At 52.4% G+C, this 20,367-nt stretch carries 15 protein-coding genes; 9 read left to right on the plus strand and 6 right to left on the minus strand.

The annotated features are described in order from the left end of the window. Nucleotides 1-345: 345 nt before the first annotated feature. Nucleotides 346-1,371: a LacI family DNA-binding transcriptional regulator gene (locus tag M2305_RS00060; protein WP_264648168.1), complete on the plus strand. Its 1,026-nt coding sequence runs from the start codon at nt 346-348 to the stop codon at nt 1,369-1,371. 358 nt (nt 1,372-1,729) lie between these two features. Here the strand turns inward: M2305_RS00060 and M2305_RS00065 are convergent, their stop codons facing one another. Next, nucleotides 1,730-2,809, minus strand: coding sequence for an IS5 family transposase (locus tag M2305_RS00065; protein WP_015075063.1), 1,080 nt, complete (start codon nt 2,807-2,809; stop codon nt 1,730-1,732). A gap of 395 nt (nt 2,810-3,204) precedes the next feature. On the opposite strand from M2305_RS00065, the gene M2305_RS00070 reads away from it, so the two are divergent. Then, nucleotides 3,205-5,313 carry a TonB-dependent receptor gene (locus tag M2305_RS00070; protein ID WP_264648169.1) on the plus strand — a complete coding sequence of 703 codons (2,109 nt, stop codon included), beginning with the start codon at nt 3,205-3,207 and terminating at the stop codon, nt 5,311-5,313. Nucleotides 5,314-5,558: 245 nt separating this feature from the next. Continuing rightward, nucleotides 5,559-7,262 carry a Na+/H+ antiporter gene (locus tag M2305_RS00075; protein ID WP_211496163.1) on the plus strand — a complete coding sequence of 568 codons (1,704 nt, stop codon included), beginning with the start codon at nt 5,559-5,561 and terminating at the stop codon, nt 7,260-7,262. Between the two features lie 94 nt (nt 7,263-7,356). Here M2305_RS00075 and M2305_RS00085 read toward each other — a convergent pair whose 3' ends face one another. From M2305_RS00085 to M2305_RS00095, 3 genes are all read right to left on the minus strand, one after another. Continuing rightward, on the minus strand, nt 7,357-8,421 hold the full coding sequence (locus M2305_RS00085) for a bifunctional transcriptional activator/DNA repair enzyme AdaA (protein ID WP_276556443.1): 1,065 nt from the start codon (nt 8,419-8,421) through the stop codon (nt 7,357-7,359). 161 nt (nt 8,422-8,582) lie between these two features. Beyond that, nucleotides 8,583-9,704 (minus strand): metallophosphoesterase, encoded by a 1,122-nt coding sequence (locus M2305_RS00090; RefSeq protein ID WP_264648170.1) that lies wholly within the window; start codon nt 9,702-9,704, stop codon nt 8,583-8,585. Between the two features lie 130 nt (nt 9,705-9,834). Continuing rightward, the gene (locus tag M2305_RS00095; protein WP_264648171.1) at nt 9,835-10,815 is read right to left on the minus strand and encodes an SDR family NAD(P)-dependent oxidoreductase; all 981 of its coding nucleotides are present in this window, start codon (nt 10,813-10,815) and stop codon (nt 9,835-9,837) included. A 104-nt stretch (nt 10,816-10,919) separates the two neighbouring features. Between M2305_RS00095 and M2305_RS00100 the strand changes: the two genes are divergently transcribed. Next, nucleotides 10,920-11,495 carry a TetR/AcrR family transcriptional regulator gene (locus M2305_RS00100; RefSeq protein WP_264648172.1) on the plus strand — a complete coding sequence of 192 codons (576 nt, stop codon included), beginning with the start codon at nt 10,920-10,922 and terminating at the stop codon, nt 11,493-11,495. A 188-nt stretch (nt 11,496-11,683) separates the two neighbouring features. Here the strand turns inward: M2305_RS00100 and M2305_RS00105 are convergent, their stop codons facing one another. Continuing rightward, nucleotides 11,684-14,104: a membrane-bound PQQ-dependent dehydrogenase, glucose/quinate/shikimate family gene (locus M2305_RS00105; RefSeq protein WP_264648173.1), complete on the minus strand. Its 2,421-nt coding sequence runs from the start codon at nt 14,102-14,104 to the stop codon at nt 11,684-11,686. A gap of 671 nt (nt 14,105-14,775) precedes the next feature. Then, nucleotides 14,776-15,657, minus strand: a complete 882-nt coding sequence (locus tag M2305_RS00110) for a LysR family transcriptional regulator (protein ID WP_264648174.1) — start codon at nt 15,655-15,657, stop codon at nt 14,776-14,778. Nucleotides 15,658-15,779: 122 nt separating this feature from the next. Here M2305_RS00110 and M2305_RS00115 point away from each other — a divergent pair, with 122 nt between their 5' ends. Genes M2305_RS00115 through M2305_RS00135 form a run of 5 tightly spaced genes read left to right on the plus strand, consistent with a single transcriptional unit; the run spans nt 15,780 to nt 20,366 of the window. After that, the gene (locus tag M2305_RS00115; RefSeq protein ID WP_211500924.1) at nt 15,780-16,631 is read left to right on the plus strand and encodes a transporter substrate-binding domain-containing protein; all 852 of its coding nucleotides are present in this window, start codon (nt 15,780-15,782) and stop codon (nt 16,629-16,631) included. Then, the gene (locus tag M2305_RS00120; protein WP_338085664.1) at nt 16,624-17,019 is read left to right on the plus strand and encodes a (2Fe-2S)-binding protein; all 396 of its coding nucleotides are present in this window, start codon (nt 16,624-16,626) and stop codon (nt 17,017-17,019) included. The genes M2305_RS00115 and M2305_RS00120 overlap by 8 nt, the downstream gene beginning before the upstream one ends. After that, nucleotides 17,016-18,527, plus strand: coding sequence for an FAD/NAD(P)-dependent oxidoreductase (locus tag M2305_RS00125; RefSeq protein ID WP_264648175.1), 1,512 nt, complete (start codon nt 17,016-17,018; stop codon nt 18,525-18,527). Before M2305_RS00120 ends, M2305_RS00125 begins: the two co-directional genes overlap by 4 nt. Beyond that, complete coding sequence (locus M2305_RS00130) at nt 18,511-19,656, plus strand: NAD(P)/FAD-dependent oxidoreductase (protein ID WP_264648176.1); 1,146 nt, start codon at nt 18,511-18,513, stop codon at nt 19,654-19,656. Before M2305_RS00125 ends, M2305_RS00130 begins: the two co-directional genes overlap by 17 nt. Then, nucleotides 19,653-20,366: an ABC transporter permease gene (locus M2305_RS00135; RefSeq protein ID WP_264648177.1), complete on the plus strand. Its 714-nt coding sequence runs from the start codon at nt 19,653-19,655 to the stop codon at nt 20,364-20,366. Before M2305_RS00130 ends, M2305_RS00135 begins: the two co-directional genes overlap by 4 nt. Nucleotide 20,367 lies beyond the last annotated feature (1 nt).

Here is a 20,367-nt window from a genome sequence, read left to right on the forward strand (position 1 = left end):
AGCGGAGGAATATTATCCGTTACAGAGGTTGGGAAAAAAGAAAAAGTCTTTCCTCCCTTCCCCGATACAACATTGGTACCCCGGTCATGAAAATCTTCCACCACCAACCGAATGGCATCCACAACCGCACTACTCTTAATTGGAGCGCCAGGGATGTGGGCGGTGAAAGCCATATATGACACGGGACCTCACTTTGTCAGTAAACCGGTTTACAATAACTAACTTTCGGATCATATCATTGTCAATAAGCAACATAACGATTCCGATCTGGAGTTGCATACCCTCATTTCCTTGAGATGCAGCTCTAAATCGTACCAACCCCATGCCTGACAAGTTGAGCTTCAGATGAGTAAAGGCCCTACAATCAGTGACGTCGCCACTTTAGCTAGCCTCTCGAAAGGCGCCGTTTCTCGCTATCTGAACAACAAACTCGTGCTGCCTGCCGAAACTGCGGCGCGACTGGAGGCAGCCATTCAAACCCTTGGCTTCCGTAGAAACCACTTTGCGCAACGCTTAAGCCAAGGGAAAAGCGAAACAATCGGGCTAGTTGTGCCTGAAATTTCAGATCAGTTTTTTGCCGAACTTGCCGAAGGTGCTGAACTCGAAGCCGCATCAGCCAACTATGGCCTGATTCTGGGAATTGGCCGCAATGACGTATTGCGCGAGATTGATTTTCTTCGATGGCTCGACACTCACATGGTTGATGGTCTGCTCTTCGTTTCAAACCGACCGGATGACGGGCAACTCCGAGATCACCTTAATCGCTACCGGAATATTGTTATTCTGGATGAAGATATTCCCGGCAGCCATGCAAGCAAGGTCTTCTGTGACAACGTGCAGGGCGCACTCTACGGCGTCAGACATCTTATCAGCACAGGGCATCGACTTATTGCTCACGTGAGCGGCCCATCTGCTTTGATGAGCGCGGGTGAACGCCTTTCGGGTTACAGGCAGGCTCTAGAGGAAGCAAACCTCTCATTTGACCCTGCTCTTGTCCTGAATGGCCTTTATAGCCGTGATTATGGTCGCCAGGCGGCGGTAGCGTTATCTGCCATGCACCCCAGGCCTGATGCAGTCTTTGCTGGCAGTGACTATATTGCGATTGGCCTGATCGAAGGATTTCTTGACCTAGGCCTTACCGTTCCTGGTGATCTGTCCATTCTTGGATTTGATGATATCGCTCCGGCTGACATGGTCACACCGCGCCTGACGACTATTCGACAGAATGCACAGACCATGGGACGCGAAGGTGTACGCCAATTGCTGGCAACCATGGGTAACCCAGCACGTCCCGCCATGGAAATCAGAACACCGATCGCACTGGTGCGGCGTGGCTCCGTCAGACACAGGGGGAGAAATCCACCTATATAAGTAAATATTACTGAATATAAAAATTCCACAATAAGATAAATTACTAATTGTTAGTATTTTATTTCTAACTGCAACATTCAAGAACATAATTTGAAATTTCAAATTTAAAAATACCGTTTTATTTTAAAAACCAATTTAGGTTACGTTTCCGTTATGGATTAAACCCGCATTATCGCTCGGTCGAAATCCATAATGATAAGAAACAAAAGCAACTTGGTTCCACATGGAGGGATCGAAGAACCGTTGGTTGATGCGCCTGGCTCGTGATTTCAGGCTTTTGGCGATTTGATTGACGGTTTTTGGGGGAGCTTTTGATCTGCGTTTTGAGCAGATCGGGGACTGCTCTCCCGCTGGATGACTATGCGCTCGCGTTCAATCTTTCGAGGAAGAGGAAGCGGCGCATGTTGTAGACGATATTGGCCAGCCCGATCCTCATGGTGGCCCGGGTGATACCGACAGTTCGGATGAACAATCCCGTCTGTGATTTCTGGTCGGCAAAGACGTGCTCGACGCGCGATCGGATCACGGACTTTCCAGCATTCGATTTCTGGATATGTCGGGGCATAGGCTTGAGATGCGGCTTTTTTCTGTGAACCTTTGAGACAAAACCCTCTTTGTCCATGAAGTCCTCATTCGCTTTCGAGCGATAAGCTGTATCAGCCCAAACGCTTGAGGCCGTATTGGTTTTATCTAACAGCCCCTCTCTCAATCGCGCACCATCACTGGCGGCGGCATCCGTCGTCTTCCATTTTCGGATGAACCGAAACTTCCGGTCGATGGAGACGTGGGATTTGTAGCCAAAGAACGGGATGGCGAGATCGCTCGACGGTATGGTTCCATCGTCCTGCCGCTTCGCCTTCGTGAACTTAAGTGTCCATCGTGCATGACGATCCTTATGCGACATCTTTGCGGGCTTGTCCTGCCAGTCTTCTGGAATACGTCCTGCCCGGAGATCCGCTTTCTCAGCCTTCGTATTGCGCTGCTTTGGAGCAGCCACCAGTGTTGCATCCAGGATCTGGCCGGACATCGGGAGATAACCGGCGTTCCGCAGGGTCGCGTCAAATCGGTCAAACAGCCTTTCAATGGCACCCGCCTGTGTCAAACGCTCACGAAACAGCCAGACCGTTTTGGCATCCGGCACGCGGTCCGACAGCCCCAATCCCAGAAAGCGCATGAACGACAGGCGGTCGTTGATCAGATACTCTGTCCGTTCATCAGACAAAGTGTTCAACGTCTGGATGACCAGAATTTTGAACATCAGCACCGGATCAAACGGCGGACGTCCGCCTTTACTTCCGTCTGAATAGGCCAGAGCCAGCTCCAGATCAGGGCGGAACACCTCAAAATCCACAGTCCGGGAAAAGGCCTCCAGCTGATCGCCAAGCCCGCTCAGCCGAGCAAGGCGCTCTTCAACATCAAAGAAACCAGGCTGCTTCATCTTCCACCATCCCCAATCAACGCCGAAGAAATGGAATCACACAGAACAGCTCAGAGCCAAGGGTTTTTCGAACCCTCCACATGAAAGGAAGCCATGTGATGCGTTCTCGTGCTCCGAAAATTCGTTCGTTAAATCGGCGCCTCCTCGTCATGACTTGCCTGGGAACCAGCCTACCAGCCGGAATCATTGACGCCACATCCTTCTCGGAAGCACAGGCCGCTGCGACCGAACAGGAGGCGGAAAAATCTACTCCTCATCGGGAGGCCCGCTCACGTCGTCACGACATTCCCAGTGTGTCAGAACATCCGAAACCCCGACATGCGCGTACGGAAATTAATTCCACGGCAGATGAAACTGTTCACGTGTCCAGCATACAGCGGAGCCGAGGCGGCGGGATGATGCGTGTTGAAACTGCCCCATACGCAGTACAGACTATTACAAAATCGTTTATTGATATGCGGAGCCCCACAAGTACTGCCCTCGAACTCGTTCGAAATCTTCCAAGCGTTAACATTGCAGTCACCGATACGTCTGGCTTGCAAGGTGGGCGCATTCAAAGCCGAAGCCTGACAGATGCTGATATGGCACTCATGATTGATGGTGGCCCTGCAGCCAGCGCGGCGTATATGGCAGAAAACGTTGAATCCGAAGACGTCGACAGCGTCAGCATGATGCCGGGCTCGTCTCCAATTGATCTTCCCGTAACATCAGCAGCCGCTGGCGTTTTAAATCAGGCCACTCACGATCCCTCACACAAATTTGGGGGAACGATGGATTTTTCATACGGCACAAACAATCTGGCACGCCAGTTCATTCGACTGGAATCAGGAGACGTTGGAAACACGGGAAGCAGAGGGTTTGTCTCGTTCGCCCATACCCAGGCACGCTCATGGTTTGGCGGAGGCCGCAACGAGAAGATTCACGTGGATGTTGGCGTGCGGAAAGACTGGGCCAATGGCTCATATGCCCGCGCATTCATGGGATGGAACCTCGAAGACTTCGTTGTCGACAGATATGGCACCGCCAATCAGTTTTATGATTTCAAACGGACGGGAAATAGCTACGGACGGAAAGCTGAATTCGATGCGGCCAGTAACGATTACTGGAAAAACAACATCAACCACTGGATGCAGCTTTTCCTGACCGCGCCAATGCATGTTGTCCTCACACGACACCTGCATTTTGATCTCCGCCCCTACTACAACTGGGGACGCGGATGGAGCGGAAGCGCGGGCGCTTTTTCAGGCGCAACGAGCGGCAATACTTATAAATCCGGAGTGCCGGTTGCCACCGGAACTCCCGTAACCAGCTTTTTCTTGCAGGATGGCGCATTCAGCGTCGGCCTAACAGCAATTCTTGGATACGATATCGATAAGCACAATCACTTTGAACTTGGCTATTGGTACCAAAATCAGGATTACACCCAGCATTTTCCAAGCAGCGTGACGACTGCCGAAGGCGCTAATCCAAGCCCCAATAATTCTACTTATCAGATCTATCGAAACGGCAGCCGCGTTTACCCAGGCAACACGGCAGGCTTTGAAATTCATTCGTTATTTTTCCAAGACACTGCCAAATACTTCCACGACCACCTTTTGGTTAATGCTGGCTTCAAATATGTCATGTCGAATGTTTGGTATATCGTTTATCCAAGCAAGCAAAAGCTTGGACAGAACCTGACTGCCCCATTGCCGCATGTGTCAATTAGCTATCACTTCAATGAGCACCATCAACTCTACATGAATGCAGAAGGTGACTTCAGACAGCCCGCATCCTCTGCGGTAGCAAATACGAATATTGATGGAACATTGCCTAAAAATCAGTATTCGATCAGAGAAGAGCTCGGCTATCGTTATAACGATAAATACCTCATCGTCGATCTTGATCTGTTCAATTACAATATCACAAATCGCCTCCTTTCCACTTATGTCGGGAACAACCAGACTGGCGTCGTAAATGCTGGGAATCAAACCGCTCGCGGCGTGGACTTGATGGTATCAACACAGCCTATTCACGGGCTCAGCCCTTATTTTTCTATAGAATACCTCAACGCCACAACTGATACCAATATTGCTGCTTCAGATATTAACGGAAGTCTTACGGCCTTTGCGAGTAAAGGAAAGCAGGCCCCGTTAGCTCCACATTTCATGGCAAACTTTGGCCTGACGTATACCTATAAAGGCATTTTTGCTAACGGTGCCCTTCACTATACTGGCCCGCAATCCACAACGCTTGCGGGGGACCAGCGGATGCCAGGTTATTTCACAAATACGCTTTCACTTGGTTATCACTTCAAGCCTCTCTGGCATGCAAAGTCACCAACAATCCGACTGAACTTTACCAATCTTACCGGTGCCATCCTGCGAACAGGAGTTGTTGGCGTCGGCACAAATGCCAGCCAGGTCCGCCTTATGAACGGAAATCTCTCTAATACGGGTTCTGGTGCACAGTTTATTCTGGAACCCAGATTTACAGTTACAGGCACGGTCTCAACAGCTTTTTAAAAGTTGTGATAGATCTTTCACGAGGAACTTAAAGAAGACGGGAAATTCATATTCCAATGTAATTTCCCGCCTTTGAAAAGGAGTTTTTAGAACAAAATCTATTACTTAGGATGAGGAAATATATGATGCGCCGATAAGGTCCCAACATGCCTGGAGCGCCAATAATTATAATGAAGCGACATCCTCAGAAATTTCAAATTCACGAAACATTTGCCTGCTTCTAAAAATTGGCCGAAAGACTATGTATGTCGGAAGCAGAAACCACTCTCGTCCTCCTCGCCATGATCGTTGTAAGCAGTCTGGCCGTTAAGGCGCTTTCCAATCGTGTCCCTGCCCCTTTGGTTCAGATCCTGCTCGGTATTATTGCGTCTCTTCTCGGATTGCATATTGGACTGAAGCCAAGCCTGTTCATGCTGGTTTTCCTGCCCCCACTCCTTTTCACAGACGCTTTTCGTATGCCGTTGCGTGAGTTCTCAGAACTCCGTAGCGTAATTCTGTTTCTGGCATTCGGCCTTGTTGTGATTTCGACAGTCCTTTGCGGCTACGCAATTCACTGGATGATCCCGGCCGTTAGTCTCGCGGTATGCTTTACACTCGCTGCCGCCCTCTCTCCCACAGATACCGTTGCCGTCTCCAGCCTTATTGCAGGGCGCCGGGTGTCTGAGCGGCTGATCCATATCCTGAACGGCGAGGCTCTGTTCAATGACGCGTCGGGCCTTGTCTGCTTTCATTTTGCAATGATTGCCGCAATGACGGGAGAATTTTCGTACCGTCATGCTTTCAGTTCGTTCCTGCTGGTCTCGTTCGGAGGATTAGCCATCGGAGCTGGACTGGCATGGATTGCTGTACGCGCTGAGCGCATCCTGCTTCGCCGCGGATTTGACGATCCTCTCATGCAGGTTTTGATGATCGTGCTTCTGCCATTCGGTATCTATCTCGCAGCCGAGACAGCACATGCTTCAGGCATCTTGGCAGCTGTCGCCGGATGCATGGTTATCAAACTGACAGGAGTATCAGACGAAGCTGCAACCTCGACCCGACTGCAGGCGAGCACAGTTCTCGACACTGTCAGTTATGTGTTTAATGCCTTGATCTTCCTCCTTCTAGGGCTGCAACTCCCCTGGCTGCTTGATGCTGGGGTCGAGTTGGCTCACGAGCATAGCGCGCATTTCTGGCAACTCTCGTTACTGGTTGCGAGTGTTTATGCCATTATGTTCATTATCCGCTTTTGTGGAATTTGGGTTTCCATCATTCGCAGATGGGCAACTGCCCGGATGTCACACCGCACCTTCGCGTTCCCACATATCCTCGAGGTTGTGTTGCTCGCCTTCTCCGGTGTCCGTGGAGCCGTCACGCTGGCAGCAGTGCTTTCACTGCCGGCTATCGGGATTGACCCGGAAGCGTTTCCTGAACGCAGCTTTGTAATTACTGTCGCAACTGGGGTCATTGTTCTTTCCCTCGTTATGGCAGCGATCGCTATTCCGCTGTGTATCCGATATCTGCCACGCGATATGGCAGACAAGCACGCTCAGGAAGAAAGTCTTGCCCGCCAGCGCCTGCTTCAAGCGACTTTGCAGCTTCTGCACCGTGAACAAAGCCGCACAGAGAAAGACCGGAGTGAAGCCCTTGACCAGGCAGACAGTGATCATAGCAACGAAGATATGAGGCTAGAGGTTCTCGGACGCCTGCTACAGACCTATGAAAACCGCCTCAGCCAAATTGATGGCCCAACCCAGTCCCCAGTTTTGACGCGGACGACGGCGCTGCGCCGTGAACGGATCGAACTGGCATTGCGCCTGATTGTCCTGAGGCTGCAGCGACAAACACTTCATGCGCTGGTGGACGCACGCGACATCAATGATCAGACGGAATGGGACATTCAGCGTGAACTCGACTACGAGGAGCAGGTAATCCGCAGTCGCGTTCAGAGATTGCCGCAAGATATTTAAAATTAATAAATGAAATACATTTTATATAAAGTAACTAACTGAAAATATTTTTCTTTTTTCTGTAAAATTATAGAATATTAGATCTCAAAAACTCCTATCCTATTTTCGATTTTTTAAGCTCGCGTTCGATCTCAATAAGTCTGTGTTTCCGCCAGAGACCACCACCATATCCCGTCAAGGAGCCATCCGCGCCAATAACGCGGTGACATGGGATCATCAGCGCTATCTGGTTAGCTCCATTAGCGCGCGCAACAGCTCTCACTGCGGAGGGACGGCCGATTTGCCGTGCAATATCAGAATAGCTTCTGGTTTCACCAGCAGGAATTGTTCGCAAAGCCTCCCACACCTTTTGTGTAAAGGCGCTTCCGCTCACAGCAAGAGGGGTATGAAAACTGTCTGATCGCGCAGAAAAATAGGCCGCGAGTTCGGCCTCAGCCTGCTCCGATGGAGGCATGTGGCCGATACCAATTCCCCCCGGCGAGACCTTGTTAAGTTTCTTGAGCTCTGCGGGCAGCGCTTTTCGATCTACGAACTCTAAAAGATGCAGATGACTGTGACTGCTGACAGCCATCATATCGCCCAAAGGTGTCGGTATCCACGTCGCCTGTAAAAGCTTATTGGGACGCAATTCTCCCGGTGTACATCCCAGCAGACGAGAAAAAGCCGCCCGAAACGCACTTGCCGACTCAAAGCTGGCCTCATGTTGAGCCGTAATGACCTTGCCACCCTCGGCCAACGCTTCGAACCCTTCTCTCAGACGCCTCTGCCGCGCCATTTCCAAAAATGTCATTCCAAACTGTCGCTTGAAGCTACGGCGGATTGTAGAAGGGTCGTAACCCAATCTGATAATACAGTCTTCGGACCACCGCACATCAGGACGTGTATCCAAAGCTTGCAAAAGAGCCAAAATTGCGGGGTCGGCAAGCGCTGCAGCCTGAAGCGGATGACAACGCTTGCATGGACGAAAACCCGCTTCAATACAGTCCCCAATCGTCGGGTAAAACGTACAATGCTCGCGCTTCGGTTTTCTGGCCGGACAGGTCAGGCGACAAAACACCCCGGTTGACGACACACAAACGAATGCCTGTCCGTCGAAATATTCGTTCCGGGCAAGCAGAGCGGCATAGAGAGTGTCTGGGTCAGGAAGATCGAATAGCATTCATAAAACCTATAGCCACCAACTCTCAAATGTCGCCGGTTTTCAGGCGTTGATTTTTTATTTTCGGCGTAGCCTCTTCCTTGGCACCCCAATCCCCGCCAAGGGACGGGTATCGTTTTCTAAGGTTCGCTCGTCTAACGCCTCTATGAAAGACGCAGATTTCAATTTTCTTCAGTCCGCAGATGAAAACACGTGATCTCGGATGGTCTGCCAAGCCGCAGTGCAAAACCTGGCCACAACCCGGTCCCATTACTGACGTAGAGCGTCATATTACCCACATTGTAGCGCCCGGAGACGAAACCGTTATTACCGCGTGCCACCAAACGATCTAACCCCAAAATCATTCCGCCGTGCGTGTGCCCTGATAACTGCAGGGCAACGCCATATTCAGCTGAGACACGCGCATCCCCAGGTTGATGATCGAGCAATATGACCGGCGCTCCGTCCGGGCTCCCTTTAAGGGCTTCCTCTAAATCTGGGCCAGGCTGCCCATGGCCGGGCGCTGACCTGTCTGTCACGCCGGCAACTACCAACTGATCTTGCCCCTTGGTAACCACTGCATGGTCGTTCAACAGCATATGGAAGCCTAATCCCGACAGATGCTGCATCCAGTCGGAATAATTGAAAAAATATTCATGATTCCCGGGAATTGCCAGTACACCATCACGCGCCTGCAAGCGGCCGAGTGGCGCGACATCAGCACGACGCATCTCCACAGATCCGTCGATAAAATCTCCCGTCACAACGATCATGTCTGCGTCTGCCGCATTGGCACGCTCGACCATTGCCGCAGCCCATTTGGCCGGAAACAGCCGACTGATGTGCATGTCACTCAACTGGAGCAGCCTGTATCCATCAAACACCTTGGGCAGACCACGAATGGTGATCGTTACATCTTTGACGGGCGGTACGCGCAAAGCGTTCGCAACACTCACAGCAGCCAGAACTCCCGCAAGGGCGCCAATAGCCTCTCGCGCACCAGCGGAGATATGGACTGGCTGCCATTCCGCGAGAGCGAAGACCAGTGCACCAACATCGATCGCAATCTGGAACAGCGTGAGAAACAGGATTGCCCCAAAACCCCAGTTGAATAGGACGACGAAAGGTCGAGGAAATTCCGGAGCGAAAACGGAGCCCGATGAGAGCCTGGACCAGTAATGATAAAGCGCTGCGACGATCACCAGAACGCTTCCGAGCATTTTCGCAGCGAGAGGCAACGGAAGCGGCCAGAGCCAGTTCAGGATCACGACAAGGAGGGGCAAACCGAAAACAACAAGACGCACGGCAATCAGCCTCCTTGCATGAAAGCACCAAGAGACGACCATCGCCTCTTAGCCTTAGAAATATTCACTGCGTCCATGTGCTGGACGTCAAAACTACGCATGATCTCAAGACATGGGACATGCTTACATTTCAGGAAAAGCTCTCTCCAACCATCTCTTCGCTCTTCTTCCAAAGAGCCTCGGCATGAGCCAGATCGAGCGCATAAGACCGCACGCCCTCATCCCCCAGACCAAGCGACTGATCATCAGAGACGATTGGGCTCACGTGGCAGTCTTCACAGTAGCGACCACCTATAGCATCTGCATCCGCCACGATCCCCGCCCAAATTGATGTAGCGGCGCCTTCCGGGATGGTCTTGAACTGGAATGGCGGCTTTCCCTCCTTGGCCGCCTGTTCATTGATGCCTGTGACCATAGCCTCGATTGCTCCTGCAGGCATGTGACGAGGGAGTTCAGTCAAGATACCGCCAGGATGAACGGCTGTAGCCCGCACTCCACGAGCACGATGACGCGCGTCGAACGCGACGGCAAAGAGGATATTGGCGGTTTTGGAGCGCCCGTAAGCAACAAATGGCTCATAGGACGTGTGGTCAAAATTCGGATCTTCCAGATCGACATCTGAAAAGCGATGACCTGCGGACGATAAGTTCACCAGTCGGGCGCCATTGTTCATAAGCCCCGCTATCCGGTTAATGAGAACGAAGTGACCAAGATGATTGGTTCCGAACTGTGTCTCGAACCCGTTCTTCGTATGCCCGAACGGGGTAGCCATGACGCCAGCATTGGCAATGACCAGATCAAAAGATAGACCAATACTGTTCAACTGGTCCGCACACGCCCGGACACTGCCGAGATCTGCAAGATCCAGCGCAATCAGCTCAAATTGTCCTCCCCCAGATTCGGCGTCTGCACGAACCTGAGCAGTCGCATTTTCAGCCTTATCCAGATTGCGCACTGCCCCCACAACATGTGCACCATGAGCAGCAAGAGCACGTGCAGTTTCGATGCCCAGGCCCGCAGAAACGCCTGTTACGAGAATGCGTTTTCCCTTGAGGGACAGACCAGAGAGAACATCACCGGTTGTTGATCTTGCGCCAAAAATCTTCGTCATTCGTGAAACTCCTGGGCGTGGTGAAACCACACGCGAGATGATATATGGAGCATTGCTCCGTTTTACATATGCGGAGGCATCCTCCGTTTAACAAGAGGGAGCCAATGGCTGAGGACAAAAAACTTCGACGCAGACCGCGCAGCGATGGTCAGCGCAACAGAGAGCACTTGCTGAACGTGGCGAAAACCGCATTCACGGCAGGGGAGATCGACATTCCCCTGGATGAAGTTGCACGCCGTGCAGGCGTCGGGATCGGCACGCTTTATCGGCACTTTTCCAACCGCGATGCTCTCATTGAGGCTGTTTACCGTATTGAACTCGACCGCCTCGCAGACGCAGCCCCTGTCCTAGCCACGCAGCATCCACCAGTCGAAGCACTTCGTGCATGGATGCGCCTGTTCGTAGATTACATTGCCGCAAAGCAGGTCATTGCACCCGCACTTAACGGGCTGGTTGGCGGAACAAGCGCGCTCTATGCTCAGTCCGGAATTGTGCTTCAAAGAGCAATTGACACACTCGTAGCAGCAGCTGTTGCAAATGGAGATCTCAACGCTGAGATCGAGCCACTCGACCTGCTCCGAGCGTTGGCTGGCGTGTCGAACTTTTCAGCCGGTCCCGGGTGGGAAACAAGTGCAAAGCGCCTCGTCGACATTCTTATTGCCGGATCAAGGGCATCCTGATTGTAAACGAAAAAGGACGACTGATATTCAGCCTCCCTACTCTATCTAAAATGCTGTATGACTGCGCCGCGTTAGGGAACCTCCCTTGATACGTCCATAGAGCATTACTTGATCTGTTTTCACGAAAATAACGAAGCTTCATGATGATAGTCGGGTTTCCATAATAGAAACCCGACCTAAAAAACAGATCAGTGAGCCTGAGACGTCTGCCCATCATCAAGAGCGTAGGCGAGAATATAATCGCCTGTTCGTGTTCCCATGCCGGCGTGGCCTCCAGCGGCAATAACAATGTATTGCTTGCCATTGATCATGTAGGACATCGGGTTTGCCTGCCCACCCGCTGGCAGACGTGCTTTCCAGACAACCTTGCCGGTGCTTTCATCAACAGCCCGCAGGTAATCGTCTGCCGTCGCACCGAGGAAGACCAGTCCGCCTCCCGTCACCATCGTACCGCCGATGTTGAACATACCGGTTGGTAATGGAAGATTGGTGTGGGTTCCAAACGGCCCCGTATCACGGGTCGTACCAATCGGGTGCTGCCAGACGATTTTCCGGCTTACAAGATCGATTGCCGTCAACGTACCCCAAGGCGGCGCGTCACAAGGAACCATAAGCGGATTGAGCCATGGATGAACGTACCCGACATAGGGCGTACCATATTGTGGGCCATATACTCCGCCCTTTACATGAGGCTCGTTGCCGCTCCCGTCCCATGTCGGCACAAAACCCGCCTTTTCAACTGGTCCACGCGGTGCCATGCGCAACATGAAAGGAATGTAGTTGGCTGTGGAAATGACAAGTTTGTTGACCGGATCGACCGACGCGCCATTCCAGTCCACAACACCATCAAACGCCGGATAAACGATCGTTTCCTTTAGCTGCGGCGGCGTAAACTGGCCCTGATACGCGGCCTTACGGAATTCGATCCGGCATAGCATCTCATCAATCGGCGTAGCGCCCCATAGATGCTTTTCTGTCAGATCCTTGGGGGCAACAGAGGGAAGCCCAACCGAATACGGCTGTGTAGGTGTTGTCCAGTCGCCCGGAACAGCCCCTTGTGGCGTCTTTTTCTCCTGAACTTCCGCCACGGGTTTTCCAGTCTCGCGGTTGAGCATGAAGAACTCGCCACGCTTGGTAGTTTGTACGAGCGCTGGAATCGTTGATCCGTCAGGACCCGGCAAATCAATCAAAGATGGACCAACCGGGACATCCATGTCCCAGACGTCATGATGAACGGTTTGGAAATGCCAGCGCAATTCACCGGTTTTTGCATCCAACGCAATGATGGAACTACTAAACTTGTCGTCGAATGGACGTCGGTGACCACCAAAATAGTCCGGTGGTGCGTTGCCAGTGGGCAGATAGACAAGACCAAGTTTCGGGTCCGCCGTATAAACGCCCCACGCATTCGGCGTATCACGGGTGAGCTCGTCATTAGGCCCAGGAGTCCAGGTTTGCGGATTATGGCCCACGTCCCATGCCCATACGATCTTGCCTGTCACTGGGTCGAACGCGCGAACTGCACCGGATGGTTCAAACGTCGCCTGATTGTCGAAAATCCATCCTCCCGTAATGACCCGATCACTAATGATCATCGGGGGCGACGTCACAAAATGAAACCCGTCAGGAACGTGCCCCAGGTACTGCGTTAATGAAATGAAACCGTGATCACCAAAGTCTTCACAAGGCTTACCTGTCTTGGCATTAAGAGCCATCAACCGGGCATCAAGAACCGGAGCGATGATCCGTTCCGGGCATTCGCTACTCGCCCCTTCAGGCGCCTTGTAATAAGCGACACCGCGGCATGCGAGATATACGTCTGGTCCGGTGTTGGCCTTGGGATCATATTTCCATTTAATCTTTCCCGTCGCAGCATCAATCGCTTCAACCCAGCTATGACCGGTGCAGACGTAGAGAGTGTCGTCCACCTTGATGGGCGTATTCTCAAAATTGAATTCATGGCCACCATCCGTGCCGCCTTGATCTTCACCAGCATGCATGGTGTCACCGGTGTGCATACTCCATGCCAGCTTTAGGTCTTTGATATTGCTGGCATTAATCTGTTTCAAAGGAGAAAAACGGTCCTGCCCTTGCGTTCGGCCATAATATCGCCAGTCCTGATCAGGAACAGACGTATCAGAACCCTCTGTTCCATTAGACGCCAACTGCGCACTGCCAGAAATCCCGTTAGGCTGAAGCGCAGCAATTACAAGAGTTAAAAATGCGGCGGCTGTAACCCCTCCGACTGAATATGTCGCGACACGTGATATCGGTGAAAGCCGACCTCTAAACCATGGGAGCAGCGTCAAAAGGCCTAAGATAATGAACGCAACAAGCCGTGGCTCAAGCTCCCAGAAAGACAGGTGAACTTCTGCGATCGACCAGATCAAGGTGCCTAATATGGTAAGCGCTATAATCCATAAAGCGAGACCACGTCTGGCCCAAGCCAGAACTGCGCTCGCAGCCAATGCTAAACCACTAACTAGATAGTACGGACTTCCTCCCAAGAAAATAAGCTCTGTTCCCCCGATAACCAGGGTTAAACTCACCACGAAAATCAGACCACTTATCACCCATGGTCTTGATTTTTCCTGAACATCGCTCGACATTTTACCTCCAATGTGAACGCTATGCATCAAATTTGATAATTTTATTTTCTGGCTTTTGGATTTTTGCTTCAGTTACTTTTGCTCCTTTATTTATTATTCATAAATATCAGACAGATAATTTTTCTAATTATTAAAATAAAAAATTACCCACCGCATAAAGAAAAAGTAATATTTCCTTCAATATGAATAATTCGTATTTTCAGATATATTAATGAAACACGCATATCATATATTATTGACTCCATATTTATTTCACATCATTTCCTTTAAGGGAAAATTTTCATTTTTCTCATCAATCGACCGTGAATATCTTTTTTGTGATACTATGAAGAAATTGGATAATGAAAATGGAATCTTTGGCTCTAAATTAAATTTCCCAATATCGATCAATAATTCTTCTGGATAAGAAACGGATATTTTAATTTGAGATCGACCCAACTAAAAACTCCAATCGATAGTCATCTGAAAATCCATTGTAGATGACAACGGATTCAGATTATTACCAACACAGGAAGCAGTCTTCGGACAGATCTCGGGATCAACGGCCGTCCAATATTCAGAATACCCGCGAGCACCAAAAATAAAGGCATTGTTTTCAGAGCCTGACAGTATGCCTCAATTGCCTTCTTCGCAAACAATCGCCGTCAACTTGGTGTGACGGCCCCTCACCGTCAGGTAGGATTGCTGTACTTTCGGAGCTCTTCAAAAAGCGTGCGAATGACAGGTCGTACGCCGTGACCAGAAAACTGCTCGATATAATAATTTCCCAACCCAGGGATCGCAGGTAAAGCGCTGCACACAGCCAACCCGAGAGCCTCAACCAGATTTTGGGACGCCGGCCAGGGAACAAGAGCCAGAGAAGAACGCTCCTTGACCATCATGAGGGCAAGAGGCGTTGTGTCCACAGATTCAATCGTTAAAGACGTTTCTTCAAAAACACCGGGATAACGAGCCAAGAGTGTGTTCCATCCGACCGCATGTGACCTCACATCAAGGAGCTTGAAATCTGCCACCGCGTCTGCAGTCGTAATACGATCTACGTCTTCCGGCTGGCCGACCACCACATGGCTTATTCCCATTAACCAGCCAGGATGCTCACGCGTGGACATGGCATAATCAAAACGGATGACAAGGTCCGGCTCCCGGTGCCTCTGGGCATCTTCGATGATCAAATCCACCCGCACGGATGGATGCTTTTTCTCAAAGGCACATAGGCGCCGCGGTAACCAGCTCAGAGCCATAAGCTGACTTGCGACAAGCGAAACACGCTCAAGCTCACGCCGAGGAAACAAAGACGCAGATTTCGCCTCGATAGCCCTAAGAGAAACCTGCACGGTCGGCAGGAACTCATTTCCTTCCAGCGTAAGCCGAACCTTGTTGGCACTTCTCAGGAACAATGGCTTCTTGAGATAGGTTTCCAGCGCTAGGATCTGCTGGCTGACAGCGGCGGCAGACATGTTTAGCTCACGCCCTGCAGAGGCAAAACTCTGATGTCGCGCTGCGGCATCGAAAACGCGAAGCCAGTTCAAGGAAGGGATACGGTACGACTGCATCCTTAAAGCGTAAGCTCAGCTTATGCTTTCTGCCAAGAAGAAATATATTCCGATATCGCATTTAAAATTCTAAATCGATCCAGTGAGCCTTTCCTGACACGCCTTTAGCGGAAACTTCATGAATGCCAGTTCGTGCGACATGTCTCCTTATTCCGTTCCTGCTTCTGGCATGTCCGCCATCTGTCGTCGCAGAAGATTACCCTCGCCACATCACAGTCGCTACGGAGGGGACCTATCCACCATGGGCGTTTGCAAAGCCGGATGGCTCATACGCTGGCTATGAAATGGATCTCGTGAAGGCTCTCTGTCACCGGATGAATGCAACCTGTAAAATCGTTACGCAGGATTGGAACGGCCTTATTCCCGGGCTGCGCGTTGGGCAATACGACGCAATCATTGCCTCCATGGGCATTACAGATGAGCGCAGTAAAATTGTCTCATTTTCGCACCCCTACACCCATGCTCCGAATGGATTTCTTACCTCTGGCAAGAGCGCCCTCACCCATCTGCCCAGAGCTGGCATTCCTCTGGATCTGACCCGCTCCCCCCAAGATGCCAAAGCTGCACTGGAAGAGCTGAACCTTGCGTTCGCAGGGAAAGTGCTTGGCGTTCAAACAGGCTCGACCGCCGCAGGATTTGCCGAGGCTTATCTGCCGGGTTTGAAAGTCATGGAGTACTCTTCCGTCGACCAGTTAGGTCTTGAGTTAATGGCCGGCCGCATCGACATTGCCATCGCCAACGTCACGACCTTCAAGACAATGATCGAAGCGGCTCCCAAAGGCGCACTCGTGTTGACCGGACCTACATTTTCCGGAGGCGTACTGGGATCAGACACAACCAATATCGCGTTCCGACCAGATGATGACAGCCTGCGCAGCGCCTTCAACGCAGCTCTAACATCCGTCAACAGCGATGGAACCAATCAGGCGCTCTCTGAAAAATGGTTCGGCACGGATATTTCGATTCATGAATGACATCAAAACCCATGTCTCGCCGCCCGAGACATCTGCTCCGGATACGGCTGAGCAATCTTTTTCTGCTGATACAGGTTTCAAGCTGTTCGCCGCACTCGGCCCGGTCCCAGACGCCATCACTCTATTTCTGGATGGCCAACCGATCATTGCTTGCCCCGGAGATACTGTAGCCGTCTGCATGCTCCGGGCAGGCATCCCGTATAACCGTCTGAGCCCTGTCTCCGGTGCCCCGCGTTTGCCGTACTGCATGATCGGACACTGCTTCGAATGTCTTGTGGAGATTGACGGCATTGCCAATCAACAGGCGTGCCTGACGGTCGTACGTGACGGCATGAAAATCCGCCGTCAGTTGGGTGCGCCTCTGGCTTTGAAACACCCTGAAGTATGACACAAGACAACATTCCTCCGTACGACGCAGACGTTATCATCGTTGGGTGCGGCCCTGCCGGAATGACGGCGGCTGTCGAGCTCGTTCAGGCGGGCTGCTCCGTCATTGTTCTGGACATGCAGCCGACCCCAGGCGGCCAGATTTTCCGTAACCTTGAGGCTAATCTGCGCAACAATAACCCATCAGGGCAAACGCTTCTGGTCGCCCTTGGACCAGCCTATAAAGCGGGCGCTGAGCTGATCCAGCGCTTCCGGACATTCCGTGGGATTGACTATCGCCCCCAGACAACCGTGTGGGAAGTGCGGCCTGACGGAACCGTCGGCTGGTTACAGGGCATGAATGCTGGCTATGTGCGGGGACGTCAGGTTCTTCTGGCTCACGGCGCAATGGAGCGGCCCGTCCCATTCCCGGGATGGACGCTGCCCGGCGTCATGACCGCGGGGGCCGTCCAGACACTTCTGAAGGCAGGACACCTCAAACCTACCAGCAACGTTGTCCTTGCTGGCACAGGCCCTTTGTTGTTGTTATTGGCAAATCAGTTGCATCAACTGGGCATCAAACCAGCATTGATCGGCCGTACTGATCGCTTTGCTGATGCGCTTTTCGGCGTGAGCCATCTGCGTCCGGGTAGTTTACTTCCCCTCATAAAGGGGCTCGGATGGGTTGCGCGTCTCAGAGTTGCGGGTGTGAAGTCTGTGACAGGACTCAAGGATCTTGCCGCACATGGACACCAGAAAGTCGAAGCAATCAGTTTTACTGTGAACGGCAGACACCAAACGCAAGCCTGCGACCTGCTGATCGTCCATGACGGCATTGTGCCATCCATCGATATCCCCAATAGCGCGGGACTTCGCCTTCAGTGGGACGATGCAAATGCAAGCTGGCGCCCGGATACAACCTTTGACGGCCAGACAGCCTCGTCTCTCCCGCCAGAACTGTATGCCGGACGTTGCGTCATTCGCGTCACGGGGGATGCCCGAAGGATCGGAGGGGCAGATGCCGCAATGGCGCACGGCAGACTGGCAGCCCAATCTATCCTGGCTGATCTGGGTCGGGGAACAGGACCATGCAGCAAGGCTGTTCGTTCCGTCAGAAAGTCCCTCTCAGTACGACCATTTCTGGATGCTGTGTTTCCACCCGGTCTGTCTCGTGCCCTTCCAGAGAACGACACGATTGTCTGCCGTTGCGAGGAACTGACAGCTGGAAATCTACGGGAGAAGATACGCTCCGGTTTCAGAAACATGGATGCGCTACGCGGTGAAACGCGCTGTGGTATGGGTCCATGTCAGGGACGCAGTTGCATGGTGACAGCCGCCCGCCTGCTCCAGGAACACACTCCCGCTACCGCGTGTGTGCCTACGTTCAGAGGACGCCCCCCAATCCGTCCCATACCGCTAGGTGCGATAGCGAACCTGTCTGGCCTTGACCCCAGAGCCACCATACGCCTGACACTCGAAGACAAGCCCGAACATGGCGTAGAGGAGACGGTTGATGTTCCGGCAGAATGAAACCGCGCTTATAATTGGCGCCGGACTTCAGGGCTGTTCGATTGCGCTGTTTCTGGCAAGAGCGGGCTGGAACGTGACGCTACTCGATAAGAATGTCGCAGGGCGCCATGCGTCCAGCGTCAATGCCGGGGGCTTGCGGACTTTGATGCGCGACTGGCGGGAATACCCTCTTTCCGAACTCGCGATGCACCATTGGAAACATCTTGACCAGCTCGTCGGACAAGACGCCGCAGCGTCCTGTGAAATCCGCCTTGGAGTTGGTCAAATTGCCGTCGCACTTGATGAGGCCGAGCTCTCCTGGACGTATAACCGCGCTCAGGACATGAAAGAGCGTGGATTAGGCGCAGAAGAACTCCTGTCAGCAAAAGACGTCCGACAAATGCTGCCTGGCCTTACAGACAAAGCCATGGGGGGCCTCATATCGAGGGACGACGGACATGCAAATCCGGCGGCAAGTACCCGTGTCTTCAGAGAGGCAGCTATCGCCGCAGGTGCACAGATTGTCGAAAACTGCCGTGTTCTGGGGCTGGATCGGGTGCCCGGCGGCGGATGGGCTGTTGAAACCTCATCAGGTGCGTATGAAACTGGCGTTCTCATTAACTGCGCCGGGGCTTGGGGAGCACAGATCGCAGCCATGGATGGACAGACACTCCCCCTGAAAGTCGTTGCCCCCTCCATGATGGTTACGGCGCGGACGAAACCCTTTCTGGAACCCGTTGTGATCGGGATTGACCGTCCGCTATCGTTCAAGCAGAGCGCCGTCGGATCGCTGGTGATCGGAGGAGGAATTCTTGGAAAGCCCTGCGCGGACCATGATACCTCCTTCACCGTGATGGACCGGATGACGCAGGGTGCCGCGGCTACTCTGGAAGCCTTTCCCGGGCTGGGACATGTACCAGTCCTGCGCACATGGACCGGGCTCGAAGGCTCCACACCTGATGGAATTCCCTTCATAGGGCCAGGCAAAAACACGTCAGATTTCTGGAATGTCTTCGGGTTCTGCGGTCATGGCTTCCAGCTTGCCCCAGCCGTTGGCCATGTCGTGAGCCGATCGCTTGTCAGCGGAAAGGTTGATCCGCTTCTGACGCCGTTTTCCTGTGCTCGCTTTAATACGGGAGCCACAGGATGAACACACAAAGTCTGGCTCTCGTCGGGTTTGGCCCAGACGGTTGGGGGAAACTTCTGCTGTTAGCTGCGGTTCTGACACTGGCAGCAGCAGTGTGCAGCTTTGCGCTCGGCAGCCTTCTCGGCACCGCCGGCGCAGCTCTGAAACTTTCCCCAAACCATGCTCTGCGTTGGATAGGGACATTCTACACAACCCTGTTCCGCGGTATTCCGGAAATTCTGGTCGTCTACCTTTTCTATTTTGGGGGATCACTTGCCCTGACGCATCTAATGCATCTGGCAGGCTTCCCCGGTTTCTTTTCGCTCCCTTCGTTCGTCATTGGTGTTGTTGCCATCGCTCTGGTTTCCGGCGCCTATCAGACGGAAGCTTTTCGCAGTGCGTACTGTCGTCTGGAACGTGGGCAAATCGAAGCAGGCAAGGCCTGTGGGATGTCGTCTAATGTCTTACTGTGGCGCATCATAGCTCCCCAGACACTCCGATTTGCGCTCCCGGCTCTTGGCAATATCTGGCAGTCCGTCCTGAAGGAAACAGCTCTTCTGTCCATCATCGGACTTGTAGAACTTCTCCGACAGTCGACGATCGCATCCGGCGCAACACGGCAGCCTTTATTGTTTTATGGGGTGGCGGCCCTCGTCTATCTCATCATGGGGCAGACGACGGCTCTCGGCATCAGGGCCGTCGAAAAGCACTTTTCCCGCTGCTGGGGCCGATAAG

The organism is Gluconobacter cerinus, assembly GCF_025961355.1.
GTDB classification, from domain to species: domain Bacteria; phylum Pseudomonadota; class Alphaproteobacteria; order Acetobacterales; family Acetobacteraceae; genus Gluconobacter; species Gluconobacter cerinus.

Coding starts and splice junctions, on each gene's coding strand:
- M2305_RS00125 (WP_264648175.1), top strand. CDS start 17,016: ATGACACAAGACAACATTCCTCCGTACGACGCAGACGTTATCATCGTT.
- M2305_RS00120 (WP_338085664.1), top strand. CDS start 16,624: ATGAATGACATCAAAACCCATGTCTCGCCGCCCGAGACATCTGCTCCG.
- M2305_RS00085 (WP_276556443.1), bottom strand. CDS start 8,421: ATGCTATTCGATCTTCCTGACCCAGACACTCTCTATGCCGCTCTGCTT.
- M2305_RS00075 (WP_211496163.1), top strand. CDS start 5,559: ATGTCGGAAGCAGAAACCACTCTCGTCCTCCTCGCCATGATCGTTGTA.
- M2305_RS00100 (WP_264648172.1), top strand. CDS start 10,920: ATGGCTGAGGACAAAAAACTTCGACGCAGACCGCGCAGCGATGGTCAG.
- M2305_RS00060 (WP_264648168.1), top strand. CDS start 346: ATGAGTAAAGGCCCTACAATCAGTGACGTCGCCACTTTAGCTAGCCTC.
- M2305_RS00130 (WP_264648176.1), top strand. CDS start 18,511: ATGTTCCGGCAGAATGAAACCGCGCTTATAATTGGCGCCGGACTTCAG.
- M2305_RS00070 (WP_264648169.1), top strand. CDS start 3,205: ATGATGCGTGTTGAAACTGCCCCATACGCAGTACAGACTATTACAAAA.
- M2305_RS00095 (WP_264648171.1), bottom strand. CDS start 10,815: ATGACGAAGATTTTTGGCGCAAGATCAACAACCGGTGATGTTCTCTCT.
- M2305_RS00105 (WP_264648173.1), bottom strand. CDS start 14,104: ATGTCGAGCGATGTTCAGGAAAAATCAAGACCATGGGTGATAAGTGGT.
- M2305_RS00065 (WP_015075063.1), bottom strand. CDS start 2,809: ATGAAGCAGCCTGGTTTCTTTGATGTTGAAGAGCGCCTTGCTCGGCTG.
- M2305_RS00110 (WP_264648174.1), bottom strand. CDS start 15,657: ATGCAGTCGTACCGTATCCCTTCCTTGAACTGGCTTCGCGTTTTCGAT.
- M2305_RS00115 (WP_211500924.1), top strand. CDS start 15,780: ATGCCAGTTCGTGCGACATGTCTCCTTATTCCGTTCCTGCTTCTGGCA.
- M2305_RS00135 (WP_264648177.1), top strand. CDS start 19,653: ATGAACACACAAAGTCTGGCTCTCGTCGGGTTTGGCCCAGACGGTTGG.